The organism is Algivirga pacifica (assembly GCF_039543525.1).
In the GTDB taxonomy this organism is placed as follows: Bacteria; Bacteroidota; Bacteroidia; order Cytophagales; family Flammeovirgaceae; genus Algivirga; species Algivirga pacifica.
Genome location: NZ_BAABJX010000073.1, coordinates 1 through 12792, shown reverse-complemented (window position 1 = coordinate 12792; position 12792 = coordinate 1). Strand labels below are relative to the sequence as shown.

The 12792-nt window shown below is 41.3% G+C and carries 8 protein-coding genes and 3 tRNA genes; 5 read left to right on the top strand and 6 right to left on the bottom strand.

From position 1 onward, the window contains the following. Nucleotides 1-135: 135 nt before the first annotated feature. From ABD985_RS21130 to ABD985_RS21115, 4 genes are all read right to left on the bottom strand, one after another. A tRNA-Phe gene (locus ABD985_RS21130) sits at nt 136-208 on the bottom strand. 99 nt (nt 209-307) lie between these two features. Beyond that, nucleotides 308-380, bottom strand: a tRNA-Phe gene (locus tag ABD985_RS21125). Nucleotides 381-474: 94 nt separating this feature from the next. Continuing rightward, nucleotides 475-547: transfer RNA gene (locus ABD985_RS21120), tRNA-Phe, on the bottom strand. A 118-nt stretch (nt 548-665) separates the two neighbouring features. Further along, nucleotides 666-1295: a hypothetical protein gene (locus ABD985_RS21115; protein ID WP_345375322.1), complete on the bottom strand. Its 630-nt coding sequence runs from the start codon at nt 1293-1295 to the stop codon at nt 666-668. A 128-nt stretch (nt 1296-1423) separates the two neighbouring features. Here ABD985_RS21115 and mazG point away from each other — a divergent pair, with 128 nt between their 5' ends. The 5 genes from mazG to ABD985_RS21090 all read left to right on the top strand — a co-directional run bounded on the left by mazG (nt 1424) and on the right by ABD985_RS21090 (nt 7369). Further along, nucleotides 1424-2224, top strand: coding sequence for a nucleoside triphosphate pyrophosphohydrolase (mazG, locus tag ABD985_RS21110; protein ID WP_345375321.1), 801 nt, complete (start codon nt 1424-1426; stop codon nt 2222-2224). Nucleotides 2225-2422: 198 nt separating this feature from the next. After that, nucleotides 2423-3835, top strand: a complete 1413-nt coding sequence (locus ABD985_RS21105) for an alanine/glycine:cation symporter family protein (protein ID WP_345375319.1) — start codon at nt 2423-2425, stop codon at nt 3833-3835. Between the two features lie 55 nt (nt 3836-3890). Then, entirely contained in the window at nt 3891-5198 is a 1308-nt protein-coding gene (gene thrC / locus ABD985_RS21100) for a threonine synthase (protein ID WP_345375317.1), read from the top strand. Nucleotides 5199-5365: 167 nt separating this feature from the next. Then, a complete protein-coding gene (locus ABD985_RS21095) occupies nt 5366-6727 on the top strand; it encodes a M14 family metallopeptidase (protein WP_345375314.1) in 1362 nt (453 codons plus the stop codon). 69 nt (nt 6728-6796) lie between these two features. Next, complete coding sequence (locus tag ABD985_RS21090; RefSeq protein ID WP_345375312.1) at nt 6797-7369, top strand: Riean_0653 family protein; 573 nt, start codon at nt 6797-6799, stop codon at nt 7367-7369. A 64-nt stretch (nt 7370-7433) separates the two neighbouring features. Here the strand turns inward: ABD985_RS21090 and ABD985_RS21085 are convergent, their stop codons facing one another. Both ABD985_RS21085 and ABD985_RS21080 read right to left on the bottom strand, forming a co-directional pair. Next, complete coding sequence (locus ABD985_RS21085) at nt 7434-11477, bottom strand: GEVED domain-containing protein (protein WP_345375310.1); 4044 nt, start codon at nt 11475-11477, stop codon at nt 7434-7436. A gap of 548 nt (nt 11478-12025) precedes the next feature. After that, nucleotides 12026-12703 carry a hypothetical protein gene (locus ABD985_RS21080; protein ID WP_345375308.1) on the bottom strand — a complete coding sequence of 226 codons (678 nt, stop codon included), beginning with the start codon at nt 12701-12703 and terminating at the stop codon, nt 12026-12028. Nucleotides 12704-12792 lie beyond the last annotated feature (89 nt).

Sequence of the window (12792 nt, the reverse complement as noted above, 5' to 3'; positions counted from 1 at the left end):
AGTCCTATGCTCTACCAACTGAGCTACAACACCGTAGTTGTTTAATTTTCAATTATCAATGATAAATTTTCAATAGTAATATGGTTAAATGTTCCCGTATTGAAAATTGATAATTAAGTCATTGATAATTAATTGTGGTGTTGAGTGGATTCGAACCACCGACACAAGGATTTTCAGTCCTATGCTCTACCAACTGAGCTACAACACCGGTTATTTAATTTTCAATTATCAATGATAAATTTTCAATAGTAATATGGTTAAATGTTCCCGTATTGAAAATTGATAATTAAATCATTGAAAATTGTTGTGGTGTTGAGTGGATTCGAACCACCGACACAAGGATTTTCAGTCCTATGCTCTACCAACTGAGCTACAACACCGTATTAAGGTATAAGGTATGAAGTAAGAGGTATAAGGTATTTAAAAATGATTAATCACTTATTCCCTTTTTCCTATTACTTTTTACTTTGTTTGTGGTGTTGAGTGGATTCGAACCACCGACACAAGGATTTTCAGTCCTATGCTCTACCAACTGAGCTACAACACCGTTTTTATCTGCTCTTTTTTCCTTTAGAGCGGTGCAAAGGTGGGGTATTTTTTGTTATTCGCCAAAGCTTTTATGAAAAAAAATCTTTGAATACTCCTTGAAATAACCCCATTTAAGCCTATTTCAAGGGCTTTTTTATGGTTTTTACAGGGGCTAATCCATTGACCCTGAATTTTGTACCACTACTGACTTCCGTGCATAAAAAATATTTACGAAGGAGCTTATTTTTTTCAAAAATTCTTCCGTCTTCCATCATAAACAGGTCACCTTCCTTCAAATCTTGGACAAAAAGCTGTTCATCTACGTTAGTGTTGTACTGCTTTAGGGCATGAATGAGCACCGGATCTGCACTGGAAGAATACAACGGATTCTGGAGATGGTGTAATAATGGAATAGCAATATCATCAGGAAATACCTTTTCTTTAAGGAATGGGAGCATGAGCTGTCGGAAGGTATCTTTCCATTCCTGTCCATGAGGGGGAACCGTATTTTTGAACTTGTTCCATACCTTGAGGTGTGCAATTTCATGCACGAAGACAATCAGGAAATGATAGTGATTTAAGTTGCCACTGACCGTTACCTGAGGACTTTTTCCTTTGTGAGGAGGTTTGAAGCTCCCATTGAGACTTTTGCGTGGACGAGTGATTTTTAGATGGATTCCTTCTTCAACAATCCATTGCGTACAACGGTCGACCGCTTCTTCCGGAAGGTATTTTTGAAGTGAGGTTTTGATTTCTGAAGTTTGCATATATATTCACCGCGCTCAAGTGTAATGGAAATATTTTAGAACATGTTTGGAATCCAGGTTTTGGGGAGTTTTATACCAAAAGGTGTGGTTCTAAACATATTCTTACTTACCAAAAATAGGAATAAAGGATGACAGAACAAGAAAAAGACCCTCGTTTACTGGCTTTTAATCGACTGCTAGACATTATGGACGATCTTAGGGAACAATGTCCATGGGATAGAAAACAGACAATGGATACGTTACGCTATCTGACGATAGAGGAAACTTACGAGCTTTCGGATGCTATTCTGGAGAAAGATATGGAAGAGGTGAGAAAGGAACTGGGAGACTTGATGTTGCATTTGGTATTCTATGCCAAGATTGGATCGGAAAAGCAAGCCTTTGATATCACGGATGTATTGAATGGAATCTGTGACAAGTTGATTGAAAGGCACCCTCATATCTATGGAGATGTTGAGGTGCAGGATGAAGAAGAGGTGAAGAGGAACTGGGAGTTGATTAAGCTAAAGGAAAAAGGAAATAAGAAGAAGACGATCTTGGGGGGTGTGCCTAAGTCATTGCCTGCGATGGTCAAAGCAACCCGTATACAGGAGAAAGCTAGGGGAGTAGGCTTTGATTGGGATAACAAAGAGGATGTATGGAATAAGGTAGAAGAGGAGATCCAAGAGTTTAAGGAAGAGTGTGCACAACCAGAGGTGTCTATGGAAAAAGCACAGGATGAATTTGGGGATGTACTGTTCTCTTTGATCAATTATGCTCGCTTTATGAACATTGATCCAGAGACGGCTTTGGAGTTGACAAACAAGAAATTTATTCGTCGTTTTAATTATCTGGAAGAAAAAGCAACTGCAGATGGAAAGGCCTTTGGGGAAATGACCCTAAATGAGATGGATGCGTACTGGAATGAGGCGAAAAAGAAAGGCTTGTGATAAATAAGGGCACTATCGTGGTTTCTGTATTATTTGAAACATAATTTGGATTATTAAGTAATAATCTCAATTTTTATTCCCTTTATCTTAGAAAAGTGAAATGAGGGAGGCCTTGGTAAGCGAGTACAAAAAGCACGTTTTTCTGTCCTTAATGGGAGTGAACAGATTTACCAAGTCAAAAAAACAAACAACAGAATTATGCAGGAACAAAGCCTAATCGAAAAATTATGCAGTGATTTTTCAACCTTCGCCTGGGGGCCACATTTATTGGTGTTGCTACTAGGGGGAGGACTATTTTTTACACTATACTCTAAATTTTTACCATTCCGTTATTTTAGGCATGCGATTGATGTCTTGAGAGGGAAGTATGATGATCCTAACGATCCGGGAGAGATCAACCACTATCAGGCATTATCTGCTGCTATTGCCGCAACCGTAGGGATGGGTAATATTAGCGGCGTAGCCGTAGCGATCTCTATGGGAGGCCCAGGAGCGGTATTCTGGATGTGGATGAGCGCATTGATCGGTTCGGCGACGAAGTTTTTCACTTGCACCTTGGCGGTGATGTACAGAGGAAAAGATTCTGCAGGCGAGCTGCAAGGAGGACCGATGTATGTGATCATGGAAGGATTAGGAAAGAAATGGAAGCCATTGGCGGTATTTTTCTCTATAGCGGGCTTGTTTGGAGCATCCCCAATGTTTCAGGCTAATCAGCTGACGATGGGGGTAAAGGACATTATTCTGGAGCCTATGGGTATGCTTTCTGGAAATGAAATGCAAGACAAGTTTATTATCGGGTTTGTATTAATGCTTGTGGTGTCTACGGTCATCTTTGGAGGGTTGAAGCAAATTAGTAATATCGCAGGAAAGCTGGTGCCATTTATGATTGTGTTGTATGCGGTGCTAGTAGGGTATATTATTATTGTGAATGCAGGAAACGTACCAGCAGCCTTTGCCTTGATATTCACAGACGCTTTCACAGGAGAGGCTGCCCTAGGTGGAGCGGTAGGAAGTGTGATCGTAATGGGAGCAAAGCGAGCGGCCTTTTCCAATGAGGCGGGTATCGGTACAGCCCCTATGATGCACGGAGCGGCTAAGACCGATGAGCCGGTACGAGAAGGGTTGGTGGCCATGCTCGGGCCTGCAATCGATACAATTTTAGTATGTACCTTGACTGCACTTACGTTGATTGTGACGGATACCTGGCAGGGGCAAGAAGATATGAACTCCATGAAGGGAATTCTACTCACTGCTGAGGCATTTGGAAAAGCAATGCCATATGGAGAGTATTTTTTGATGCTTTGCGTACTGACCTTCTCCATCACAACCTTATTTACGTTCTCTTATTATGGAACAAAATGTCTTTCGTTTCTGATAGGAGCCAGACACAAATACCTATATAATTACCTATATGCAGCATTGATTGTCACAGGAGCTGTATTCTCATTACAGGCAGTGATTGATCTAATGGATGGGATGTATGCCATGATGGCTATCCCTACGATGGTGTCAGCATTGTTGTTGGCGCCAAAGGTAAAAGCTGCAGCCAAGGATTATTTCCTTAGGGTTTCAGATGACAATCGACAACAGCAAGAAAAAGTAATAAGCTAACGTAGGGGCGCAATTCATCGCGCCCCCTATATGTAACAAACAAACATTGGTGAAAATGAAACTTTATAGCACAAAACGAGAAGCCGCTGAGGTAACCCTGAAAGAGGCAGTTTTCAAGGGTTTGCCCGAAGATAATGGGCTATATATGTTGGAGCAGATTCCGGCATTACCTTCTTCATTTTTTGACAAGTTGCCCAATTTGTCATTTCAGGAAATCGCTTTCGAGGTAGCCAATGCCTTGATCGGTCGTGTGGTACCTGCCGATGAACTGAAAGTAATAGTGGAGGATGCCATTAATTTTCCAGCACCAGCGGTAAAGGTGGAAGAGAACTTGTATAGCTTGGAGTTGTTCCATGGACCAACCTTAGCATTCAAGGACTTTGGTGCTCGTTTCATGTCTCGTCTGATGGGATATTTCCTAAGTGAAGGTGAAACTTTACATATTCTTGTAGCTACTTCAGGAGATACGGGAAGTGCAGTAGCTCAAGGCTTTTTCAATGTACCAGGCATTAAGGTGACGATTCTTTACCCTAAAGGAAAGGTAAGTCACATTCAAGAGCAGCAGTTGACCACCAATGGAGGGAATGTAGAAGCATTGGAGATCGATGGAACGTTTGATGACTGTCAGCGTATGGTCAAGCAGGCATTCCTGGATAAGGAGCTAAGTGAAGCCTTGAACTTGTCTTCTGCGAACTCTATCAATATCAGTCGACTGATCCCTCAATCGTTCTATTATTTCAATGCTTATGCTCAATTGAAAAAAGAAGGAAAGGATAAGGTCGTTTTCTGTGTGCCTAGTGGGAACTTTGGTAACCTGTGTGGTGGATTGATCGCCCATACAATGGGATTGCCGGTGGAGAAATTCGTGGCAGCAACCAACGATAATCATATTGTCCCTACTTATCTGGAAACAGGAAAGTTTGAACCTAAACCGTCAGTCTCTACATTATCCAATGCAATGGACGTAGGAAACCCAAGTAACTTCCCAAGAATGACGGAGTTATTCGGGAATTCTTATGAGTCCGTAACGGAGCACATCGTAGGAAAGCACTATTCGGATGAAGAAGTGAAGGTAGTCATTAATGAGGTACAGAAAGCGACAGGATATGTTATGTGTCCTCATACGGCTATTGCTTATATGGGAGCAAGGGATTATCTGAAGGAGTCAGGTTCTGATGCTGCAGGGGTATTCTTGTCGACAGCTCACCCGGTGAAGTTTCATGATATTGTATCTCCTATTATTGGAGAAGAGATTGATATTCCAGCTCGCTTGAAGGAGATTGTTGATAGGGAAAAGCAAGCGGTAAATCTTCCGGCAGATTATGAGGCGCTTAAGGCACATTTGATGTCTGTGACAGTATAAAACTGTGTAGACTTCTGCCTAAGGCATGATGTTATTAATTTAAGGTAGGCCCTTGCCTCAGGCAAGGGTTCACGAACCAATAGGAAGACTATTCGCCCGTGGACCCTCGCCGTGAGGCGAGGGCCTACATTGATTATTACCAGTTTAACTTTAACTGCTAACATATAATGACAAAAGTATTCACACAGCAATTTTTTGAACTGCATGAGCAATGTAAAGAGCAGCAGTTACCACATCGCCGTATTTCCCATCAAACAGTACAAGATCTTTTAGAACAATTACCGGATCCCTTCAGGGTGAACTTGGTTGGGCACTCTGTGGAAGGTCGTGCTATAAAAATGGTTTCCGTAGGACATGGCCCAATTCATATCATGCTCTGGAGTCAGATGCACGGAGATGAGCCTACAGCAACCATGGCGTTGTTTGATTTACTGAACTTCTTTAAGGATACTCCCTACTTGCAAAATGAAAAGGCATGGTTACTCACTAAAGTTACCTTGCATTTTATTCCTATGTTGAATCCAGATGGAGCGGAGCGTTTTCAAAGAAGAAATGCATTAGGTATTGACTTGAATCGGGATGCGGTACAATTAGCCTCTCCGGAAGCACGTATTCTAAAGGATATTCGGGATGGTTTAAGGGCAGACTATGGATTCAATCTTCACGATCAAAGCTTGTACTATTCAGCAGGTAAGAGTCCTGACCCCGCTGTGATCTCATTTCTAGCTCCTCCAGCTGATGTACAGCGTTCCATTCCTCCTCACCGAGAAAGAGCCATGCAGCTGATTGTAGGGATGAATGAAGTATTGCAGCAATATATACCGGGGCAAGTAGGGCGTTATGACGATACTTTTGAGCCTAGAGCTTTTGGGGATAATATACAGAAATGGGGGACTTCTACGATTCTTATAGAGTCCGGAGGCTATCGCAATGACCCAGAAAAGCAATATATCCGCAAGCTGAACTTTGTCGCTATATTGACAGCATTGTGGCAAATTGGTACAGAAGAGTATAAAAAACAACCTATAGCAGCCTATAACAGCATTCCCGAGAATATCAACAGGATGCTAGGCCTTAAGCTAAAAGGTCTTACGTATAAGCATACTGAGACGACCGTTAAAATGGATATAGGGATAACCTATAAGAATTTATTCCTGGGAATGGATAAGCCTCTATTGTCTATTGCGGAGCTTACGGATTTGGGAGACCTGAGTACTTACGGGACTTATGAAGAGGTGAATGCAGAGGAATGGACGTATCAGCAAGGCAAGGTATACCCTGAATTATTTCAAGACTTACAGGGTACTCCTCAAGAAGATTTGAAAACTTACTTGAAAGAAGGTTATACGTTTTTTAGAGTGAAAAGCTTTCAGGAAGAAGAACGTTACCAAGGAATACTTCCATTATTGGGAGAGCAGGAGGAGGTACCTTCAGGGATAGCATTAGAGCAAAACCCTACGTTTATTTTACTCAAAGAGGGGAAGGTGAATACTGGAGTAGTTAATGGCAAGTTGGTAGTTGTTGGATAATATTGTCATTAAGCAATATCTATCTGTCTTCATAAAAGTACCTTATTACTTTAATAACCAACAAACAATATGGATCACATTAAATTACTAAAACGATTTTTTCCATTAGTACTCCTACTCTTAAGTTTGAAATGTGACTTAGAATTATACCCTCCTGAAAATCCTGACCTGCCACCTATAACGTCTGAGGGAGCTGGTACTTTTGGATGTATTATAGCCGACACAGTTTGGGTGCCTTGCTGCTCATATTATGAACATTGGGCTAATAAAAGAGCCAAGTTAAATGCTTGGGGGGAGAGTGACTCTACCTTTGAAATCATAGCGATACAAGGGGAGCCAGTAGAAATCTATTTCTCTTTAAATAGAAAGGAATTGCTTTTGGGAGAGGAGGTCCTTTTGTCAAAGGCTGAAGGAACTCTTGGTGGGTATTATGACAAAACAAATGAAATTGCCATCACATTGAGAGATTCTGTGAGCCACGCCTGTTACACGGCTACATCGGCTGTGATTGAGATGTCCAGAATGGATAGTGTCTTGTCTGGTACATTTGAATTTACCTTGGTGAATGATGATGATGAGTCTGATCAAGTAGAGGTGAGGGATGGAAGGTTTGATGTCAAGGTGAATACCCCTGTTTATTAGGTGTAAAAGAATGAGTCATCCCTTAAAGGTCAATATGGGATGACTCATTTTTAATGAAAAAAACTTAGCGAAGCAGTAGTTTCTGAACGCCTACTTTCTCTCCAGAGATCACTTGAATCAAGTGTAGTCCTTTATGATATTCTTTGAGCACAATCTTATTTTTTCCGGCGGGAAGTAGTTCTTGATGTACTATCTGCCCGTGAAGGTTAAAGATTGTGATATTTTTTTCTAGGTTGCTTTTAGGTAGCTCTAGAAAGAACTGTCCGTTATAACTAGGGTTTGGATATACTGAGAAAGCAGTTATGGTGTTTTCTATACCCAGTACCATTTTTTGCCCAGCATTATTGCCTGTAACAGCAATGGTGTAGTCTTCAACCTCCCCAAAGTAGGTGTCGACGCCACAAGGGACTTGTGCATCATAGTAACCCATTCGAACCCTCATTCTTGTGTTACCTATGCTTGCGGTAGTAGGTACATTGACAGTCCCTTGATAAGGACCTTGTCCTAGATGACTATAGACTTCTTCTCCTGTATCGTCAAAATCACCATCTTGATTCCAGTCAATCCAAGCAGCAACAGCTAAGGCATCCCAGTATTCAATATCCAGAGCGATTGTAAGTGGATAGCTTTCACCTCGGCCAAGGGAAGTGCTTTGTGCCGTGAAGTCATTGTAAGAAGCCCATTGGGAGCTGTGATTGATATCGCCAAGTGAAACGTTGGTGATCATATCATAGTCCAGGTCAGAGGAAGCATCACAATAGGTGATAGGAGTGCTTTCCGTACTGATGGTAATGCTGTAATCTTCTACTTCTCCCTGATAGGTGTCGGTACCGCAAGGGGTTAGGGTTTTACTGTAACCCAGTCGAACTCTCATACGAGTAGTACCTAAAGTCGCTGATTGAGGAATATTGACATCTGTAGTGAATGGTCCGGATCCCTCGAATTGATAAACCTCTTCTCCCGCATCGTCAAAATCACCGTCCTGATTCCAATCGATCCACGCTGCGGCGGTAATGTATGGCCAGTACTCTATATTGGCACTGATTGTAAGAGGGATTGTAGTGCCAGTAATCACAGAGGTATTGGCAGAGCCGCTATAATCGGCATACCCATCCCAGGCACTGCTGTTGTCAATATCTCCGAAGCTTACGTTGTCGATGTAATTGTTATCCATTGTTGTAATGGCTGCGCAATAAGTGCCATCAGAGACCTCTGTTACAGTGATGTATGCTAACTTGCTCATACTATCACTACCATAGGCATTGGAAGCCGTTAAAGAAACAGCATAAGTTCCGGGAGTGCTGTAGGTGACAGTAGGGTTTTGCTGGGTACTGCTTGCAGGAGTTCCTCCCTCAAAGGTCCATGACCAGGAAGTAGGTGTATTAGCAGACAAGTCATTAAATTGGATACTTTCACCTTCCTGAATTGTCGTAGTATTGGCTGTGAAGTCGGTGATTACAGGAGTTCCTTCATTGGATAAGGTTGTTTGCCCAGCTTTGATCATGACACCCGGTTCGGTATTGTAAGCCATTTCGGTAAGGGTGTACCCTTTGCCATCTTGATCAACACTAATCTTGGCCCATCCGTAGTGTATTTCCTCTTCAATATTGAAACGTAATCCCAGATAGCCGGTTTGTCCATGAAGACTTGTGTAAGTAGCACTTGCTACAACATGAAGGTCAGGGTATGCTCCTCCGTTAGTCCAGTTTTGATTATTGTCGATAAGAGAGTTCTCAGTTAACAAAGAAAGGTTGAATGAACTACCTTCAGTGATCGCTTCCTTGGTATAGGCCTCTAGCTTAAAGGTGGCATCATTTTCATCGTAGAAGACGCCATATTCTCCGTAATCATTTCTTGGAGAGAAAGAGAAATAAGACCAGGTATTCCCCCCTTCTTCCACTCTTAAAGGAGTGTCGTGTACGGTATGGATAACCTGATAAGGATCTCTAAAGTTATAGGCAATAGAGAAGCTGCTGTTGGATACCTCACTGGCAATTAGTCCTTGGAAGGCAGGGTCCAGAAAGTTAACACTGAAATTACCATTTTCATTTTCAGTATGTGGATTGCTACTCCCACTCAAGGAAAGTGTTGCGGTTTGTAGATCATTCAGTGTGATAGATGCAGACAGTCCGGCAGGAAGTCCAGAGATAGTATAGTCCGTTCCTTCTGAGAATACGCCACTTTGCTTGGAGAATGCGCCATCTAGCATCTTAATGGTTATAGTGGATGAGAATGTACCATTGTTGTTATTGGATTCTGTCATGGAGGTATTACTGAAGGTTAAGGTGGATACTCCTACTTCTCCGGCATTGATAGACTCAAAAGGCGCTTCATTAAAGGCATAATCCAATAAGGTGAAAGCATCTCCGGCAGCGGTCACCTGTACATGGAACCAACCATAATTCTCTAATCCAGCATTTTCAACTTTAAAACCGATATACCCTTCTTGCCCATCCCATAGAGTATAGTCATTGCTTCTTAGGTCATGTTCATTAGGATAGCTTCCGCCATTGACCCAGTTGCTAGCTTGTGAAATCAACGTTCCTTTGGTTAACAAGGATATATTGCGTGTGCTTCCTTCAGCAATTAAGGCTTTGGTATAGGTTTCTATGCGCAATTTACCGCCATCGTACCAAATGCCGTAAGGAACATTTCCTAGTCCATCTAGTGTAAAGTAGTTCCAGGTTTGATTTGCATTAGCAGTGATGTCGTCAATATTCTTATAGACCACTTGGTATGGATCAATGAAGTCCAGCGAGAAATTGTTTGTCGTTGTGTTCAGTAAAGCGTTAGCATTTCCTCCATTCAATGCGGTATCTTTAAAGGTAAACGAGATCTGCTCAAGATCATCACCATTGGTATGTGCAGTAGTGTTACCACTAATGCTAAAAGTAGCAGTACTATCATTCATCACCGTAACTACTGGGGAAAGACCTTGTGGTAGTCCACTTACTTCATAATCTACTCCAGGAGAAAGGGTGCCTGAAGAAGTAGCAAAAGTAGTGTTCTTTAGAGTACAAATGATTTCATTACCGATAGTACCATTGTTCTCATAATACTCTGTGAAACGAAATGTATCGAATAAGGCATAAGGAGGGTTTCCGGTAATTAGTGTTTTGGAAAGGTTCTCCGCAGACCATAGATTGCTTCTTCTACCTACAGGAGAGGTGATTGCTGCTCTCATACGGTCTTTTTGTCCCAACGTAAACATCTCTGGACAGCTAGAATAATCCATGTAATTTTGGGCATTGTCCAGAGACCCACAAGAGTAAACGTCGGTTGCGCAGCCTGTAGAGCCGATGGTTAGCGGAGTATCCGTTACTCCATCATCATAGGAACATCCACTGCTTTCGCCATTATTGGACTCATCACCCCACGTATGCTTCAAATTGGCCCAGTGACCAATTTCATGGGTTAATAGCTTGTAATGGGTAGAAGCAGCCGTTCCGGTTCTTCCCACAGCCCAATGTGATACGATGACACCGTCTCGGTACTTGCTGCCTTCATCATCAATAGAGCTAGGGTAGTAGGCATAACCGGAGCCATTATTGCCATCAGAGCTGTAGACTACCCACACATTGAGGTACTGATCCCTTGGCCAGCCATAGGTTGTTTTAATCTCATATTCATTGCTAGATCCATTGACCGTTAGGCTGGATTGGTGGCGAGTGATTCCTGTTGTAGGATTGCCGTTGGGATCTAGTTGTGCTAGACGAAACTCTAGATTAACATCAGCCTGTAGATTCTGAAACTCCGGGATAATGTTGGAGGAGCCGGGGTTGAGTGCATTGAAGTCTTCATTGATCTGTGCTACGGCCTCAATGATCTGTTCATCAGAGATATTCTCAATGCCATTATTATGAATGACATGAAAGACGATTGGTATCGTCAGTACATTTTCAGCTATTCTACCTACACGTCTGAGTTGACGGTAGGCTTCCGTGTGTTGTTGAAGAAAGTCTTCGGCTTTCTGGATACGTTTGAAGTTGCTTTCATTTTGTAGAAGTTTTTGTCTTTGTTGGAATTGGTTACAGTTGGTGGATGGTGTTTGTGCCTGAGCTTGAAAAGTCAGTAGTAATAATGAAAGGACGATGCCTGTCATTTTCATTTTAGAAAACATAAAATAGATTGGATTTTAACTATAAACAATAAGTCAATAAAAACTATAGTGATAGCTTAGAGCTTGTTTGAAATACTGATTTAGATAGAGAAAATTTCTATAGCCTGTTCAAATTGATTCAAATTTGAGAATAATAGTGGTTCTATTTGTCGAAAATTTGAGTCGATTTTGAACAGTGATTAGAGGAATTTTCTATCTGAAGATGTATTCCAAACAAGCTCTTAATGACTTGATTTATAGGTTAATGTATATGGAAAAAATAAGAGCTGATCTCCTCAAGATAAGATGGTATATGAATTGGATAAGATTTTATCGATATGGATTGTAGTGTATTATGTTATTTTTATTTCTCCTTATTTTTGAGATGAAAGTATCGCCATGAGTTGTATTAGCAATCTATTGTATTGTTTTTGGGGGAAGTACTTACTGGATTGAAATGATGGAATGCTTCTATATAAACTATATACTATTCCCTAAACAGTGACAGGGTGAACTCCAAATACTATAACAAGTTCTAAGTGGGAGTAGTAGATCAGTTATTTCAAAAAAGGCTCTAGAAACCCAATGAATTTTAAGTTTGATGTTGTGTGTTGCCATCGACAACCGTGTCCTGATGCTACCCGGATTTCATAGACTGTACCGTGTATACTGTGCTCAAAGGTATTCCACCAAGTTTTTTCTTTGAGAAGTCTTAGTAATGTGGTTGTCGCAAGCGATTCTTTTTGTTGTGGAGAACCTGTTAATATAGGCCAGTAAGTATCAGCGGTGCGATGAAAGTGTTTGGACAAGGCACGGCATCCTACACTAAGATCTGTATTGTAGGGGACCTGAAAGGTAGATAATAGTTGCTTAAAAGAAGGGAAGATAGCATCTTTTGTGGTTAAGGAGCCTTCGGTTTTTCGTTGGCCGCATAATAATAGTAAGGATTCAATTCCCAGTTCCTTATATGTCTTTAAAAATGATAGAGGTTGGTCGAAGTCAAATACCTTTAAGAATTGATGAAAAATTACCGATCGGTCAATAATGATTTCATCTTCAGTAAAGGGGAGGGGGTACGAAGGAACTTTACCTGCTCTGAAAAGAAGTATGTGATAAAATAGTTCGACCAGGAAGTGAGTTTGTAAAACCGCAGGTGGAAGGTCGGGGCATTGCTTTTGAACAGCTCTTGTGAGCGTATAGGCATGAAGAAGAGAATTTTTGTCTATAGAAATCATTTTGCAATGAGGAATGAAGAATTATTAACTGAGCTTTCGCTCATTGAAAATTTTGATTTAAGATATTCGTTCTAAGGCGCTATCTTTAT